The 15,074-nt window shown below is 71.2% G+C and carries 11 protein-coding genes and 4 pseudogenes; 8 read left to right on the forward strand and 7 right to left on the reverse strand.

Going from position 1 to position 15,074, the window contains the following annotated elements:
• Window positions 1-310 precede the first annotated feature (310 nt).
• A complete protein-coding gene (locus AC4IHM_RS07055) occupies window positions 311-1,927 on the reverse strand; it encodes an MFS transporter (protein ID WP_490866233.1) in 1,617 nt (538 codons plus the stop codon).
• Between the two features lie 141 nt (window positions 1,928-2,068).
• On the opposite strand from AC4IHM_RS07055, the gene AC4IHM_RS07060 reads away from it, so the two are divergent.
• The gene (locus AC4IHM_RS07060) at window positions 2,069-2,713 is read left to right on the forward strand and encodes a TetR/AcrR family transcriptional regulator (protein ID WP_490866234.1); all 645 of its coding nucleotides are present in this window, start codon (window positions 2,069-2,071) and stop codon (window positions 2,711-2,713) included.
• Window position 2,714: 1 nt separating this feature from the next.
• Here AC4IHM_RS07060 and AC4IHM_RS07065 read toward each other — a convergent pair whose 3' ends face one another.
• Window positions 2,715-3,371, reverse strand: coding sequence for a TetR/AcrR family transcriptional regulator (locus AC4IHM_RS07065; RefSeq protein WP_490866235.1), 657 nt, complete (start codon window positions 3,369-3,371; stop codon window positions 2,715-2,717).
• A 390-nt stretch (window positions 3,372-3,761) separates the two neighbouring features.
• Here AC4IHM_RS07065 and AC4IHM_RS07070 point away from each other — a divergent pair, with 390 nt between their 5' ends.
• Together AC4IHM_RS07070 and AC4IHM_RS07075 are read left to right on the forward strand one after the other, a co-directional pair.
• Window positions 3,762-4,685: an endo-beta-N-acetylglucosaminidase H gene (locus AC4IHM_RS07070; protein ID WP_490866236.1), complete on the forward strand. Its 924-nt coding sequence runs from the start codon at window positions 3,762-3,764 to the stop codon at window positions 4,683-4,685.
• A gap of 173 nt (window positions 4,686-4,858) precedes the next feature.
• Window positions 4,859-5,029: pseudogene (locus AC4IHM_RS07075) on the forward strand (IS982 family transposase); the annotation flags it as partial.
• A gap of 82 nt (window positions 5,030-5,111) precedes the next feature.
• On the opposite strand, the pseudogene AC4IHM_RS07080 reads toward AC4IHM_RS07075, so the two are convergent.
• Window positions 5,112-5,829: pseudogene (locus tag AC4IHM_RS07080) on the reverse strand (TetR/AcrR family transcriptional regulator).
• A gap of 176 nt (window positions 5,830-6,005) precedes the next feature.
• On the opposite strand from AC4IHM_RS07080, the pseudogene AC4IHM_RS07085 reads away from it, so the two are divergent.
• Both AC4IHM_RS07085 and AC4IHM_RS07090 read left to right on the forward strand, forming a co-directional pair.
• Window positions 6,006-7,416, forward strand: a pseudogene (locus tag AC4IHM_RS07085) (CocE/NonD family hydrolase).
• 438 nt (window positions 7,417-7,854) lie between these two features.
• A complete protein-coding gene (locus AC4IHM_RS07090) occupies window positions 7,855-8,274 on the forward strand; it encodes a GNAT family N-acetyltransferase (RefSeq protein WP_490866237.1) in 420 nt (139 codons plus the stop codon).
• A 240-nt stretch (window positions 8,275-8,514) separates the two neighbouring features.
• Here AC4IHM_RS07090 and AC4IHM_RS07095 read toward each other — a convergent pair whose 3' ends face one another.
• On the reverse strand, window positions 8,515-9,099 hold the full coding sequence (locus AC4IHM_RS07095; RefSeq protein ID WP_490866238.1) for a TetR/AcrR family transcriptional regulator: 585 nt from the start codon (window positions 9,097-9,099) through the stop codon (window positions 8,515-8,517).
• A 283-nt stretch (window positions 9,100-9,382) separates the two neighbouring features.
• On the opposite strand from AC4IHM_RS07095, the pseudogene AC4IHM_RS07100 reads away from it, so the two are divergent.
• Window positions 9,383-9,670, forward strand: a pseudogene (locus tag AC4IHM_RS07100) (MMPL family transporter); the annotation flags it as partial.
• Between the two features lie 105 nt (window positions 9,671-9,775).
• On the opposite strand, the gene AC4IHM_RS07105 reads toward AC4IHM_RS07100, so the two are convergent.
• Window positions 9,776-10,222 (reverse strand): hypothetical protein, encoded by a 447-nt coding sequence (locus AC4IHM_RS07105; RefSeq protein ID WP_490866239.1) that lies wholly within the window; start codon window positions 10,220-10,222, stop codon window positions 9,776-9,778.
• 562 nt (window positions 10,223-10,784) lie between these two features.
• Between AC4IHM_RS07105 and AC4IHM_RS07110 the strand changes: the two genes are divergently transcribed.
• Window positions 10,785-11,438, forward strand: coding sequence for an MMPL family transporter (locus AC4IHM_RS07110; RefSeq protein WP_490866240.1), 654 nt, complete (start codon window positions 10,785-10,787; stop codon window positions 11,436-11,438).
• A 767-nt stretch (window positions 11,439-12,205) separates the two neighbouring features.
• Here the strand turns inward: AC4IHM_RS07110 and AC4IHM_RS07115 are convergent.
• Together AC4IHM_RS07115 and AC4IHM_RS07120 are read right to left on the reverse strand one after the other, a co-directional pair.
• Window positions 12,206-12,526, reverse strand: coding sequence for a hypothetical protein (locus AC4IHM_RS07115; protein ID WP_490866241.1), 321 nt, complete (start codon window positions 12,524-12,526; stop codon window positions 12,206-12,208).
• Window positions 12,490-12,771: a hypothetical protein gene (locus AC4IHM_RS07120; RefSeq protein ID WP_490866242.1), complete on the reverse strand. Its 282-nt coding sequence runs from the start codon at window positions 12,769-12,771 to the stop codon at window positions 12,490-12,492. Before AC4IHM_RS07120 ends, AC4IHM_RS07115 begins: the two co-directional genes overlap by 37 nt.
• A gap of 331 nt (window positions 12,772-13,102) precedes the next feature.
• On the opposite strand from AC4IHM_RS07120, the gene AC4IHM_RS07125 reads away from it, so the two are divergent.
• A complete protein-coding gene (locus AC4IHM_RS07125; RefSeq protein WP_490866243.1) occupies window positions 13,103-15,043 on the forward strand; it encodes an ATP-binding cassette domain-containing protein in 1,941 nt (646 codons plus the stop codon).
• The last annotated feature ends 31 nt before the right edge of the window (window positions 15,044-15,074 follow it).

The following is a 15,074-nucleotide window of genomic DNA, read 5'->3' on the forward strand; positions in this document are numbered from 1 at the left end:
TTGGGCGGGACGGGACGTACGGGTCGGGGGACGCGGAGACTTGCGTTGCCTGGGCCGGGCGGACGGGGCGGGGTCGTCGCGGACGGCGAGGCGGACGGCCCAACCGGCGGGGGTGGGCAAGGGGTTCGGGCGCTCCAACCGGCTCGGACGGCCGGGCGACCCAACCGGCAAGGGTGGCCAGGCGGTTCGGGCGATCCACTCGGCCCGGACGGCCGGGGCGGATCGGACGAACCAAGCGGCCCGCGCGGAGGCCGGGGGCCGCCCAGGCGGCGGGGACGGCCCCGGCCTCTGGAGGCGGCAAGCGGGCGGCTCAGTTCGTCGAGTCGCTGTACTCCACCGCCCGCGCTTCCGTCGGGTTCTTCTCGGGCGCGTGCCCGTCGCGGGTGCGGTGGCCGGGCAGGACGGCGAGGACGATCAGGGTGCCGACGGCCATGATGATGCCGCCGACGAGGCTGGTCGTCGCGACACCGTGGGCGAAGGCCTGGTGCACGGCGTCGGTCAGGGCCTGTGCCTGCTGGGGACCGGCGGCGGGGTCCGTCGCGAGCCGCTCGGCGACGGCGAGCCCGCCGCCCACGGAGTCCTGGGCGGTGTCCAGCGCGGCGGCCGGCAGCCTGCCGCCCACCAGGTCGCCCAACTCGTCCCGGTACGCGGTGCCGAGCAGGGAGCCCAGGACGGCGATGCCCAGCGAGCCGCCGAGTTCCAGCGCGGTGTCGTTGGCACCGCCGCCGACGCCCAGTTCGCTCTCCGGGAAGGAACCCATGATGGTGTCGGTGGCCGGGGAGACGCTGAGGCCGATGGCGAGGCCGAGCAGCAGCATCGGGGCCAGGAAGTCGGCGTAGACGGAGCCCTGGTCGATCAGGACCAGCAGGAAGACACCGGCGGTGCCGATCGCCATGCCGGACCCGACCATGGCCTTCACGCCCAGCTTCGGCGTCAGCCGCCCGGTCACCGCGGCGCCGACGAACACGGCCCCGGCCAGCGGCAGCAGCCGTACGCCGGTCTCCAGCGCGCCGAAGCCGAGCACGAACTGAAGGAACTGCGTGGCGTAGTAGATGGCGCCGTAGGTACCGAAGAAGAAGAACAGCACCGCCAGCATCGAACCGCTGAAGGGCCGCAGCAGGAACCTGCGCACGTCCAGCATCGGCTGCGGGTGACGCAACTCCCAGGCCACGAAGGCCACCAGGCCGGCACCGGCGACGACGGCCGCGGTCACCGGACCGGCACCCCAGCCGAAGTGCGGTCCCTCGATGGTCGCGTAGACCAGGCTGCCGACGGAGACGATGGAGAGCAGGCCGCCCACGTAGTCGATGCGGCCCATGCCGTCCGCCTTGGACGGCGGTACGAGAAGCAGCGCGCCGAGGACCGCGAGGGCCGCGATGGGGACGTTGACGAGGAAGGTCGAGCCCCAGGCGTGGTCCTCCAGGAGCCAGCCGGCGACCAGTGGGCCGACCGCGATGGCGAGGCCGGAGGTGGCGGTCCAGGCCGTGATCGCGCGGGCCCGCTCCCCCTTCGGGAAGACCGCGACCAGCAGGGACAGCGTGGCCGGCATGACGACGGCGGCTCCCACCCCCATGATCGCCCGAGCCGCGATGACCAGCCCGGTCTCGTCGACCAGGCTGCCCATCACCGAACCGCCCGCGAAGACGAGCAGGCCGGCGATCAGGGCGCCACGGCGGCTGTACTTGTCGCCGATCGAACCGAGCACCAGCATCAGCGCGGCGTACGGGACGGTGTACCCGTCGATGACCCACTGGAGGTCGCTGCTGCTCAGACCCAGGTCACTCGTCATGTCCGGCGCGGCCACGATCAGGGACGTGTTGGCCATGACGACGATCAGCAGGCTCAGACACAGCACGACGAGGGCCCACCAGCGCCGTGCGTAGGGGCCGTTCATCTTGTCGACGGGTGTGGTGGCTAGGAGGGGCATGGGGGCTCCCGGTAAGCGAGGGCTAGTTAATTGCCCATCGATGTGCAGACTGGCGTCAGAGTAGTTTGTTGCACACTGACGTGCAAATATGCTGGACCGGGGGTCCACGACCACGCCGTCCCTTCGGATCGAGGTACCGACGTGACCACCACACGCGCCCGCATCCTGCGCGCGGCCGAGCACCGCCTGGGCCGCGACCCCGACAGCAGCCTCACGGAGATCGCCGCGGCGGCCGGCGTCGCACGCCGCACCCTCTACGGCCACTTCACCGGCCGCGACGCACTGGTCGAAGGGCTGGTCGGAGAGGCCGCGGAAGCGGTGAGGCACGCGCTCACCGGCCCGGACACGCCGGACCCGGCCGATGCCCCCGCGAGGGCGCTGGCCCGTTTCGTCCTCGCCCTCTGGCCGGTCGGCGACCGCTACGGCACGCTCATCGCCCTCGCCCGCCGCCGGGGGCTCGCCCCCGATCCGGTGGGCGCGATCCTCGACCCGGCCCGCGACACGGTCACCGGGATCATCGTCCGCGGACAACGAACGGGCGTCTTCCACACCGTCGTTCCGGCGGGCGTACTCGGGGCGGCCCTGGAGGCACACCTGCTGGCACTCCTGGGCTGCGCGCGTTCCGGTACCTGGGAGGACGACGGCACGGGCGCCGCCGTGGCCGCGCTGGTCGTCGCGGGGGTGGGCGGCGACGCCGCGACGGAAGTGGTACGCGGTCTGCGGGGCCCGCGCGGCGACGCAGGGCGTCAGGCGGGAGCGACCGCCGCGCGCGGGCGCGGCCGGTGATTCACTCCCCCGGCACGAACTCCGCTGCCGCCGTCGGACCGACGCCCTCGACCACGTCCCGGGCGCGCCGCTCCGGCACGCCCGCCGCGACGAGCGTGGCGACGGCGGCCCGGGTGCCGTCGTCCTCCAGCGCCCCGGTGTTGACCTGCTCCAGCAGCGCGACCGTCATCGCCTCGAGTCCGGCGCTCAGCACGGGGGGCGGCAGATGCGCGGGGAAGGTGCCGTCCCGTTGTCCGCGCTCCAGGATGGCGGTGACCTCGGCGCGGGCCGGGGCGAGGATCTCGGCCACGCGCTCGACACCCAGATCGTGCCGGGCGAGCGCCAGGAGCATCCGGTAGCGGTCGCCCACGGGCCATATCAGCAGCACGAAGTGCGCGAGCGCGCGCTCGGCCGGTTCGGCCGGCCCGACCCGCTCGGCCCCGGCGGCCATCGCGCTCCGCAGCGCCTCGGACGCCTCCTCGGCGAGGGCCTCAAGGAGCGCCGCGCGGCCCGGGAAGTGCCCGAAGACGGTCCGCCGTACGACACCGGCGGCGCGGGCCAGCTCCTCCAGGGTGGTGTCCGGATCGCGCCCCAGCTCCCGGCGGGCCGTGGCCAGGATGCGCGCCCGGTTGGACCGCGCGTTGCGGCGCTGCGGCGCACGGGGGACGGGCTTGGTCACGGGAACCTCGGGGGCGGGATCGCGGGGCGGCGGGGCGGCGGGGCGGCGGGGCGGCGGGGCGGCGGGGCGGCGGGGCGTCCATTCTGGCACGCGGGACGCACGGACCCACCGCTCCCGCGGCCGGATCGGCTGATGGACGAACCGCCCATGCCCAGGACGCGACCCGAGCCCCGAGGATCCGCCACCCTCTCCCACGACGATGTCGACCATTGCTCCATACCCACCAACTCACGTGCTCCGTCCCGATGTTGTCGTGAGCGGAGCATGGAAGTCGTGAAGAGTTCGCACACGATTGCGGGTATGCGCTCACGGCAGCGGAAAACTCGGAGAGTTCACTCGGCGCCTCCGAACCAGTCGGGCGCCGACCATGCGATGGGAGACCGACCAACGATGCTCACTCCAGGACGCGGCAGAGTGCGGACGGCCGCGCTCGCGCTCACGGCCGTCGCGGCCCTCGCCTTCGGCACGGCCGCCACGACCGCCACGACCAGCGCGGCGGCAGCACCCGCCGCCAAGCAGGGACCGACCTCGGTGGCCTACATCGAGGTGAACAACAACAGCATGCTCAACGCCGGCAAGTACACGCTCGCCGACGGCGGCGGCAACGCCTTCAACGTCGCCGTGATCTTCGCGGCGAACATCAACTACGACACGAGCACGAAGGAGGCGTATCTGCACTTCAACGAGAACGTGCAGCGTGTCCTCGACAACGCCGCCACGGAGATACGGCCGTTGCAGCAGCAGGGCATCAAGGTCGTACTGTCGGTGCTCGGCAACCACCAGGGCGCCGGCTTCGCCAACTTCACGTCCCAGGAGGCGGCTTCGGCGTTCGCGAAGCAGATGTCGGACACCGTTGCCGAGTACGGTCTCGACGGCATCGACTTCGACGACGAGTACGCCGATTACGGCAACAACGGCACCGCCCAGCCCAACGACAGCTCGTTCGTGCACCTGGTGACGGCACTGCGCGCGAACATGCCGGACAAGATCATCAGCCTCTACAACATCGGCCCGGCCGCGTCGCGCCTGTCCTACGACGGCGTCAACGTCTCCGCCAAGTTCGACTACGCCTGGAACCCGTACTACGGCACCTGGGGGGTCCCCGGCATCGCACTGCCCAAGTCGCAACTGTCACCGGCGGCCGTCGAGATCGGCCGGACCTCGCAGAGCACCGTCACCGACCTCGCCCGCCGCACCGTCAGCGAGGGATACGGCGTCTATCTGACGTACAACCTCGACGGCAACGACCGCAGCGCCGACGTGTCCGCGTTCACCAGGGAGCTGTACGGCAGTGACGCCGTCTACGCACCGTAGGACGAAGACACCGGCCCACCCCGGCACGCGGTACTCCGCCCAGAGGGCGTACCGCATCCCATAACACCGCGACCCACGCGGACCGCGCCTTCGACAACGATGTCAGAGGCGCGGCCGCCCCCACGGGTCAGGAGGCAGGCCGGTCACGCCGGAGGGCGTCCGTGGGCTCGTGTGTGACCACAGGCCTGGACGCCCTTCTGGCGGCACCGTATGTGTTCGTCGACGACCATGTGGCACCCTGCCGCCGGATCGGGCAACCCCCGAACCCGACGGACGCCGAACCGCTGTGCCCGCGGTCGCCAAGGTCCAACTCGCCCGGTTCAAGGCCGACGTCGAGGCACTGGCGGGCGCCCCGCACCCGGCCACGATGGAGCACCTTCACCTGCACCGGCAGCTCGCCGACCGCCATGCCGTGACCGTGTGCCGTCAGCCGGTGTCGAGGCCGTCGATCAGGCGGTTGAGGAATCGGGCGAAGGTGGCGTCGGGAGTGAGGGGACGTTCCGGGGGCGGAGAGGGCTTCGGCGAGTTCCGGGTGGCGGCCGTCGGCGACGACGGCCGCGAGGTAGCGGGCCTCGGCCGCGGCCCGGTCCGGCGATCGTGAGACTGCGGCCTGCGCGATCTCATGGGCAACGTGCGCGGCCACGGACGCGGTGAGCTGGGCGAAGACCTCCAGCTTCGCCGCACCGTCCAGCCCGGTGGGCCGCAGGACGGCGAGCACGTGTTCCAGGAAGGCCAGCGTGTTGGGGCCCGGAACGCGACGGGTGGACAAGGCGACGGGCAGCCAAGGGTGGCGCAGCATGCGGGCGCGCTGCAGGCGGGCCACGGTCTTCAGATCGGCACGCCAGTCGCCGCTGGGTGGGGTCGTGACCACGAGTTCGCCGCTGACGTGGTCGACCATCAGTTCCAGCAGCGTCTCCTTGTCGGGGGCGTAGCTGTAGAGCGACATGACGCCCGCTCCGACCTCGGCGGCCACCCGCCGCATGGTGACCGCGTCGAGTCCTTCCGCGTCCGCCAGCGTGACGGCCGCCGCGGTGATCGCCTCCCGGCTGAAGGTGGGCCTGCGGCCCCTGCGGGGCTCGGCGGAACGCAGCCAAAGCTGTTCGGGATCGACGCTCTCGGCACCGGACTTGCCGTCACGGGACACCGCCTCGCACTCCTTCCCCGGGTGGCCGAGTGGCTCTTGCCAGGTCATCCAAGCATGCCCTATTCTCGTACATCGTACGAGAATAGGGGAGGGGGGCGATGCCGTCACGCACGCCCGACGCCGCAGCCGGGCCGGTCTGGGTGCCACCCACCGGAAACCCGCCGCTTTCCTCACGGATGATGAGGGCGACCTGGCGAGGTCTGCCGGCGAAACGGCACGAGGCCGGATGGGAACCGGGGCTAGTGGTGCCCGCCGCCGACGGCAGCCCCTTGATCACCGACCACTACTTTCCGCGTGCCCAGGGCGGCTTCCCCACCCTCCTGGTCCGCTCGCCCTATGACCCAACGAGGCCGCCGACGGCCGGGCCACGATGTCCTGGCTGCGCGAGCAACCCTGGTTCAACGCAACGCTGGGGACCGTCGGCCCCAGTTACCTGGGCTACGTGCAGTGGGCCCTCGCTTTGGACCCACCGCCAGAACTGAAGGCAATGGTGGTGCAAGTAGGCCTGCACGATCCCCACGCCCTGTTCCACGCGGACGGTGCGCTGCACCTGCAGCGCCGCCTGCGCAACGTCACCACCGTGCAGCCCCTGCGTGGGGCCTGCGCGTCAGCCTTCGGCAGCGAACTGCCCTGGCTGGACGACGTGATGACACACCCGGACGCCAAGGACGCCTACTGGCACGGGGCGTCGTTGGCGGAGTCGGCGGAGCGGCTCCGCGTGCCCACGGCTCTGATCACGGGATGGCACGACGCACTGGTCGACCAGACCTTCGAGCAGTACGAGCGGCTGCGCCGAGCCGGATGTGAGACCGCCCTGCTCGTCGGTCCCTGGACCCACACGTCCGCCCTGCGACAGGGATGGCCCGAGGTATTCGCCGAGAGCCTCGCGTGGCTGCGCGCCCACTTGTACGCCGATCCCTCCGGCCTGCGTCCCACCAGGGTGCGTGTGCACATCGGCGGCGAAAGCGCCTGGCGGGGCCTCGACGACTGGCCACCGGCCGCGGCAGCCACCTTGTGGTACCCCCTTCCCGGCGGCTGTCTCACCCAGCAGGCCCCCGCAGACTCCGCCCCCGTGATGACGTTCCGCTACGACCCGGCCGACCCCACCCCCTCCCTCGGCGGCCCACTGCTCTCCCGCACCGCCGGTCCCCGGGACAACGGCACCCTGGAGGCACGAGACGACGTCCTGACATTCACCGGCCCACCACTGAACGAGCCCATGGACATTCTGGGCCCCGTCTCCGCACGGCTGAGCATCTCCACGGACACCGGACACGCCGATGTCTTCACGCGCCTGTGCGACGTGGACCCTCAAGGACGCTCCGTCAACATCTGTGACGGGTTCGGCCGACTCCGGACGCCGAACAGGCGCCCTCTCAGGTCACCGTGCCGATGAGTTCCACCGCTCACCGCTTCCCCGTCGGCCACCGCATACGCCGGCAGCTCAGCGGAGGCGCCCACCCACGCTACGCCCGCAATCCCGGCACCGGTGAGTCGCCGATGGACGCCACCACCTTCGCACCGGTGCGCATCACCCTCCATACGGACTCGGCACTCGTACTTCCCAGCAGCTCCGGGCTCGCGTAATCCGCCATCCCTCCGGGAAACGGCCGACGAGCCGGGCCGTCCGAGGCGGGATGGCCGGGGACGGCGGACTCCCGTTCGACCAGGAGGGGGCGTACTTCCGCGATCGCGCGGGCGATGCCACCGCCTACATCGACCACCCTGCGGGGATGGCGCAGTCGAGGAGCGGGCCGTGGAATGCCGCCCGCTCGTCGCAGCACAACAGCCCACTTCACCCGCATGAAATGGAGAGAGCGGCCCTGCGGTGGCGCAGGTGACGGTGCGTGGCCGGTGAAGACGGGAATGCCGAGGTCGACCGTCGGCCCGGTTCCGGCTCGGGATGTTGAGCTTGGCGGTGGGGGCGGCCGCAGGTACGCGGGGAGACCTTGCGCAGCCCGAAGTGCGGCTGGAAGTCGTGCCATTCCTGCTCGGCGGGTTCCCGGTATTCCTACTGTGCGGCCCATGACGATCACATATGAGTGGCGCGGCGACTTCGACAACGCTGCCGTCAACGCGCTTCACGCAGAGGCGTTCGGTCACACCCAGACGCCCATCGATTGGCAGACACAAGTGCACCGTCACAGCCTCGGCTGGGTCTGTGCCCGAGAGGACGGCAGGCTCGTAGGGTTTGTCAACGTCGCCTGGGACGGCGGCGTCCATGCCTTCGTTCTCGACACGATGGTCGCTCAGGACATGCGCAAGACCGGCGTCGGTACCGGACTCGTGACGACCGCAGCGCAAGGCGCCCGTGCAGCGGACTGCGAATGGCTCCACGTTGACTTTGAAGAGCATCTGCGTCCCTTCTACTTCGACGCGTGCGGCTTCAGACCGACGGACGCAGGGCTGATCGCTCTGCGCCAGGGTCCGTCCTCACCACTGTGACCGCGGTCCGCCCAACTCCCAAAGGAGTCACGCCCCTCAGAGATTCACCACACTGGGTGCAGGAACGCAGTACCTGTACTCTCCACGACGGAAAAGCACAGTTCGGGTACCGTCGCGGGCGGCGCGCCTCACGGGGCTACTGAAAAAGGGCGTCGCTCATTCGAAGCCTCGTTCGGCTCACGTCGGCTCGCGCGGAGGTGAGCCGACACGGCGTGCTCGACAACCTGGGCAACTCAGGGCTTACCGGGGCTTCTCAGGCGTCAGCGCGGCGGTTCCGGCTTCGAGGAAGGCCATCGCCGTCGCGATGTTCTCCTCACTGGGGCGCAGGAACACCTCCCCGATCACCGCCGCGGCGGCCGCGGCGGCCATCCGTGGCGCGAAGGCGTCCGGCTCTTCGCCCCGTTCCGCCGCGAGGACGTGGGCCCCCTCCTGGATCACTTCGCTCACGCGGCTGTTGGCGATGGCCTGAAGCTGCGGATTGCGGGCCATCATCCGGTCCCACAGCGCCTCCAGCTCGGCCGAGGACTCCATCTCGGACAACTCGTCACGGAGCCACAGCTCCAGGGCGCTCAGGGCCTCCGGCTCCCCGCCGCCCGTTCGCAGCGCCACCCTCAGCCGCTCAAGAGCCTCGTCCAGATAGGAGGTCGCGAGCGCCAGCTTCGACGGGAAGTACAGGGTGACCGTGCGCGGTGACACCTCGGCCGCCTCCGCGATGTCCGCGATGGTCGTCGCGTCGAACCCACGCTCGGCGAACAGCCCGTACGCCGACCGCAGGATCGCTTGCCGACGCCGGGCCTTGCCCCGCTCCCTCACACCCTCACCCATGCACTCGACCTTACCAGGGACAGTAAATTTACTACTCGTGGTAAATTTACCTCCTGCTGCAAAATTCTTGTGGCGGTAAGAGTGAGGAAGATCAGCGATGGCGTCAGTCCTGTTCGCCTGGGCCCGCTGGGTGATCCGCCGCCGTGGCCGGGTCATCGGCGCCTGGGTGCTGCTGTTGGCCGTGATCGGCTGCCTGGGCACCACCATGGCCGGCAAGCTCAGCAACGAGTTCTCGGTGCCGGGGATCGAGTCGCAGCAAGCCCAGGATCTGCTGGTGAGGAAGATGCCGGACGCCGCCGGCGGAGTGGCCAGGATCGTGGTCGCCGCGCCCGCGGACCACGCCCTCACCGGCACCGGGGAGAAGACGGCTCTTGAGGAGGGCATCAAGGCGGTCGCCCGGATACCCGGCGTCACAAGTGCCCCGAGCCCGTTCGAGACGGGGACGGTCTCGCCCGACCGGCGCGTGGCGTTCACCAACGTCCAGTTCGGGCAGGCCGCCGAGGATGTCCCCCAGTCCGCCAAGGACGCGCTCACGAAGGCGATGGACCCGGCCCGTGACGCGGGACTCACCGTCGAGTTCGACGGCACGGTCATGGAAGCGGCGTTGGGCGGAGGCGAGACCGCGGAGGTGGTCGGGGTCGTCGTCGCCTTCCTGGTGCTCGCCCTGGCTCTGGGCTCAGTCGTCGCCGCCGGCCTGCCGCTGGTCACGGCCCTTGTCGGCGTCGGTATCGGCGTGCTGGGCGTGCAGTTCGTCTCCGGTTTCGTCGAGATGACGAACACCGCGACCGTGCTCGCCCTGATGATCGGACTGGCGGTGGGCATCGACTACGCCCTCTTCATCATCGCCCGGCACCGTGAGCAACTGACCGACCCCGACGTGGAGGTGGAAGAGTCGAGCGCCCGTGCGGTGGCCACGGCCGGCAGTGCCGTCGTCTTCGCCGGGGCCACGGTGATCATCGCCCTCGCGGCGCTGGTCGTCACCGGCATACCGTTCCTGGCCGTCATGGGGCTGGCCGCCGCGGCGACCGTACTGCTGGCGGTCCTGGTCGCCGTCACGCTGGTACCCGCCGTTCTCGCGGTCCTGGGCGAACGCCTGCGCCCCCGGCCGTCGGCACGCCGCCAACGCGTTCCGGGTTCCTGGGGCATGGCGTGGGGCCGCCTGGTGACGGGCAAGCCGCTGCTTGTCCTGCTGACCGGTGTGGTGGGCCTGCTCGTACTCGCCTCGCCGGCCCTGAACCTTCGCCTGGGACTGCCCAGCAGCGCCTCACAGCCGGCCTCCAGCACCCAGCACAAGAGCTACGACCTGCTGACGGACGGGTTCGGGGCGGGTTTCAACGCCACCCTGACCGCAGTCGTCGACTCCGACGGGGTGCCGGCCGAAGACCGGCGGTCCATGGTCGACGGCCTGCGCACCGCCCTGGGGCGAGAGCCCGGTGTGGCCCACGTCGAACAGCCCGTCGTGAACGAGGACGCGTCGTTGGCGATTGTCTCCGTCGTTCCCACGACCGGGCCGGACGACGCGGCGACCACCGATCTGGTGCACCGGCTGCGCGGCCACGCGTCGGACATCGCCGGGCAGGGGGGCACTCTCTACATTGCCGGTGCCACGGCCGCGGCCATCGATGTGTCGGCCAAGTTGTCGGAACGTCCTGCCCCTGTTCATCGGCATCATCGTGGTCCTGGCGATGATCCTGCTGACCGTCGCCTTCCGTTCCCTTCTCATACCGCTGAAGGCGATGACGGGGTTTCTGCTGTCGATCGGGGCTTCGCTGGGCGTGACCGTGTGGGTGTTCCAGGAGGGCCATCTCAACGGGATCCTGGGCATCCCCTCCGCCGCCCCCGTCACCAGCTTTTTGCCGGTCCTGCTCATCGGCGTGCTGTTCGGTCTCGCCATGGACTACGAGGTCTTCCTCGTCAGCAGGATGCGCGAACATCACCAGGGGGGCCGCGACGCCACGGAGGCCATCGCGCACGGCATGGCCGGCAGCGGCAGAGTCGTCACCGCCGCCGCGCTGATCATGGCAGCGGTCTTCGGCGGCTTCGTCTTCAACCAGGACCCGATCACCAAGTCCATCGCCTTCTCTCTGGCCGTCGGTGTCTTCGTCGACGCGTTCGTGGTGCGTATGAGCCTGGTGCCGGCCGCCATGGCCCTGCTCGGTCACCGTGCCTGGCGCCTCCCCCGCTGGCTCGACCGCGTCACCCCCGACGTCAACGTCGAGGGCGCGAACCTCCCGCCGCGCGAATCGTCCCAGGACGACGCCGCCCCACGGAGCGGTCAGGAGGAGCGCAATGGGTTCGCGTCACTCCACCGCGTCGGTGGCAACGCTGCGGGGGAGTGAGCGCTTGAGACTCAAGAGGAAGGCGATCACCAGGATGACTCCGAGGAGGACGACCGCGCGCATGGCGCCGGCGGTTGGTGCGGGCGGCGGCCCACTCCTCGCATGCCGAGTCCTTCTGGTCGGGGCTCCCCCGCACGCCCCGCGGTCCCGCAGTCCCGCAGTCCCGCGGTGAGCGGGGGACCCGGTCCGCGACGCCGTGGAAGGCGCGGCGGGTGGAACCCCGCTCGGGTGAGGTGCCGCACCGCGGAGGATTCCCTTCCGGTGGCGGCGTGGACCGGCCCCCGGGTCTCGGACCTGCGGTGCGACCAGTGTGTGTGGGACGGCGACCGGGGCCACCGGCAGGCAACGTGTGTGCGGCGCGCGCAGGGGATGGATCCGGCGCGAGGATCAGTGGTCCGGCAGTGCGGACGCGTCAGCGAGTCCGGCGCCCACCCTTGGAGCGGGGGTGCTGCGCGTAGTTGCGCAAAGCGGGCCGCATCTCGGCCCAGGGGCGGCGAAGGTCCGTACAGATGTAGACGTGGCTGCCCCACTCGCCGGAACCCCACCACCAGTCAATGCTGTGAGCGCTCACAGCGGTGGGTACCCCGGTTCCGTGGCCGGGTTCGTTGAGTGCGCCGGCCTCGCCGTGGTCGGCCGCGAAGATCACCGCGTTGGCGCACTGCTCGGGCGGGGCGGGAGTGCGGCCACCCGTCGAGCCCGGCGGCTCCGGCCGCCAGTAGACACACGTACAGGCCGCCCGGGTAGTACACCCACCTGCGCACCGGTGTTCACCGCGAACAGCACGGCGTACGAGGTCGGCCGGACCGCCACAGGAGCCGTAGACCCGCCGCCCACAGCACCGTCATCGCCAAGCAGGACATGCCGAGTTGCCCCGCGATCCAGGTGGGGATGTTCGCCGGACCTCCGTTCTCCCCGTTCAGCGCCCGGGGCATCTCGTGCATCGCCCGGCCGAGCCGCGCCTGCCACCACAGGTCGGGCAGCATGAGCAGCACGGCTGTCGCGGCGCCCGCGAACAGTCGGCGGTCGGCCGCGAGGTGGTTGGATTCCGCGCCTACGCCGACCAGCGCTCCCGCGAGGCGAGCGACCACCGCGTGTCGCCGGTGCGGCCGATCGGTACGACCACGAGCGCGATCGGCGCCCACGCCAGTACCTCGTACGAGGTGGTGTTGGCGACGTGCGCGCCGCCCAGCAGCACGGGCATGGTGGCGGTCGCGACCGCCGCGAGGGATTGGACCCGCCGAGTGCCGCCGAACTCCCGCGCAGTCATCGCGCCCACCACCACCGCGCCCGCGGCGACCAACGCGGGCCACAGCCTCAGCCCCGCCTCCGACACACCGAACCGGGACGGCGCACACGGCTCCTGGACCGCTCGTACGAACGGCCCCGGGGCGGACCTCCCCGGCTTCGGGTCGCTTCCGGCGTGACACCGCGGGTTCACTCCGGCGGTGTCACGGACCAGTGTTTGGCGGTATAGGCGTTTCGGCCATTTCCTGCCCGCGGCCGCTCCAAGCAGGACCAGGGATCCCGCGCCCGCCGAGTTCCCTGACGCAGGAAACAGCGGGCTCCCCAGCACGACCGAAGCACGACCGAATGACGTGTGTTCGATATCGCAGCCATGTCGTTAGGCCTCACGACTCTGCCGCAGCGACCGTCCAGGGGGAACGATGACCTCGGCCATTGAGCAGGACCAGCCGCCGCAACCGCCAAAGGGGACCGCGCCGGACGAGGAACGGCAGGAGGCCGGTGTTCGAGGGGAGGAATACCTCTACCGCGACGAGTCGAGGCTCCGGGCCGGCTCGCTGCTGACCTCCCGCACCATGGCGCGGCGCCTGCCCGCGCTCGTGCGGCGCTCGGTGCGGATGGCCTGGCGCGTGGACCGCGGCGCGACCATCGGCCTGCTGGTGTGCCAGATCGGGACCGGGGTCCTGGCGGCCCTCGGCCTCCTGGCCGTCACGGGCACGATCACCGCGCTGATCTCCTCGGGCGACATCACCGAGCGGCTGTGGGACGCCGCCCCGCAACTGGCCGTGATCGCCGCCGCCACCGGCCTGCGCGCGCTGCTGGGCATCACCGTGGTCTGGCTGACCGGCCGTCTGCGCCCGGTGCTCGGCCGGGCGGCGGAGCTGACGATGATCGAGGCCGCGCTCGGCGCGGAACTGGCCGCCAACAACAAGCCCGGCTACAACGACGCCTACGACATCGCCGACCGCGGCGCACAGGTCACCCCCGACCTTGTCGAAGAGGCGCAGGACGTCCTCGCGGCTACCGCCACGCTCTCGGCCGGCGCCGCCGTCCTGACCGTCCTGCACCCCCTGCTCCTTCCCCTTCTCTTCCTCGCCTGCCTGCCGCAGGCCGCCGCCTACGTGCGCTCCGCACGCGTGATCTACCTCGCCGGGCTTGAGACCTCCGGGCGGCGCAGGATGTTGGGCAAGCTGCGTTGGCACATGGCCTACCAGGAGTCCAGTGAGGAGATGCGCGCCTGCCTGGCCGGCCCCTTCCTGATCGGCCGGTACCGGCGGCTGGCCGCCTCGGTCAACGCCGCCGAACGCAAGGCCGCGACCACCGGTGCCTGGATGGGGCTGGCCGGAGCCGTGGCCGGCGGGATCGCCTCGGCCGCGGTGTGGGCGGCGCTGCTGTGGCTCCTGGCCTCCGGGCGGTTGAGCCTGGCGGCGGGCGGCGGCGCCGTCTTCGCCCTCCAGACCGCCACCGGTTCGGTGCGCGGCATCATCAACGGCGGGGCCCGCCTGGTGCGCACCGGCTGGTACGTGCAGGACTGGCAGAACTTCCTCGACAACGCCCACGGCCAGGCCATGACCGACTCCCGCGGCACCGCGCCCGTGACCGCGCCCCCGGAGCGCTTCGAGGTCCGTGACGTCACCTACCGCTACGACGGCGCCCCGAAGGACAGCCTGAGCAACGTCTCCCTGCACGTGCGGCGCGGGGAGATCGTGGCGCTGGTCGGGGAGAACGGCTCCGGCAAGACGACCCTCTCGCGCCTGCTGTGCGGGCTGCTGCTGCCCACCGCGGGCGACGTGGCCTGGGACCACGCCTCCACCGCGGACCTGGACCCGTGGGGGGCGTGGGGGCATGTCGCGCTGGTGCCGCAGAAGTTCACGTACCTGCCGCTGACCATGCGCGACAACATCACGTTCGGGCAGGGCGACACCGGCGACGCGGCCCTGCTCGCCGCATGCGAGGCGTCCGGCGCCGCGGAGCTGCTGCCGGGCCTCCGCTCCGGCCTGAACACCCTGCTGACCAGCGAGTGGTTCGGCGGACAGCAGCTCTCCGGCGGGCAGTGGCAACGCCTGGTCCTCACCCGCGCCTTCCACCGGCAGGCGGCGCTGCTGGTGATGGACGAACCCACGGCCGCCCTCGACGCCCGCGCCGAGCACCGCATCTTCGCCGGCCTGCGCGAACTGGCCAAGGACCGCGCCGTCCTGCTGATCACCCACCGCCTCACCAACGTGGCCGTCGCCGACCGGATCGTGGTCCTGGACGAAGGGCGGATCGTCCAGGAGGGCACCTACACCCAACTCACCCAGGAGCCGGGCCTCTTCCGGACCCTGTGGGAACTGCAACGCCGGATGAGCGGCGACACCCCTTGATCACGCCCCTCGACTCCTCCCGCTCCGCCTA

The organism is Streptomyces sp. SL06, from assembly GCF_058244745.1.

Bases quoted from the DNA above. Each gene is read 5' to 3' on its own strand.
- AC4IHM_RS07110 (WP_490866240.1), top strand. From the start codon at position 10,785: ATGATCCTGCTGACCGTCGCCTTCCGTTCCCTTCTCATACCGCTGAAG.
- AC4IHM_RS07090 (WP_490866237.1), top strand. From the start codon at position 7,855: ATGACGATCACATATGAGTGGCGCGGCGACTTCGACAACGCTGCCGTC.
- AC4IHM_RS07070 (WP_490866236.1), top strand. From the start codon at position 3,762: ATGCTCACTCCAGGACGCGGCAGAGTGCGGACGGCCGCGCTCGCGCTC.
- AC4IHM_RS07055 (WP_490866233.1), bottom strand. From the start codon at position 1,927: ATGCCCCTCCTAGCCACCACACCCGTCGACAAGATGAACGGCCCCTAC.
- AC4IHM_RS07125 (WP_490866243.1), top strand. From the start codon at position 13,103: ATGACCTCGGCCATTGAGCAGGACCAGCCGCCGCAACCGCCAAAGGGG.
- AC4IHM_RS07095 (WP_490866238.1), bottom strand. From the start codon at position 9,099: ATGGGTGAGGGTGTGAGGGAGCGGGGCAAGGCCCGGCGTCGGCAAGCG.